1 protein-coding gene is annotated in these 311 nt (G+C 67.5%); it reads right to left on the reverse strand.

The window, feature by feature from the left end; all coding sequences use genetic code 11:
* On the reverse strand, positions 1-311 hold a 311-nt coding region (locus EN861_RS34795; RefSeq protein ID WP_135928244.1), incomplete at both ends, for an iron-containing alcohol dehydrogenase.

The raw sequence follows: 311 nt of genomic DNA on the forward strand, positions 1-311 counted from the left end.
GCCACGCCCAATCCGTGCGGCGTGTGCGTCAGCGCGCCGACGGGATATTGCACGGCGTGGGCGGCTGCCGTTCCGGCTGTGCCGAAGGCGCAGCCGGCAGCCAGGGCGCCCATCATGACATCGGCGCGCGCCACCTCGTCCGCTCCGTCGCGAAACGCCTTTTCGAGACTGCGGCCGAGAAGCCTGATCGCCAGCAGGGCGAAATGGTCGGTCAGCGCGCTCTTGCCGACAAAGACATGTTGCTGCGGCAAGGCGGAATCGGCTTCGCGTCTCATTGCCGTGAAAGCCTCGATGGCGTGGGTAAGCGCGTC

This window comes from Mesorhizobium sp. M8A.F.Ca.ET.218.01.1.1, assembly GCF_004791165.1.
Lineage (GTDB): Bacteria > Pseudomonadota > Alphaproteobacteria > Rhizobiales > Rhizobiaceae > Mesorhizobium.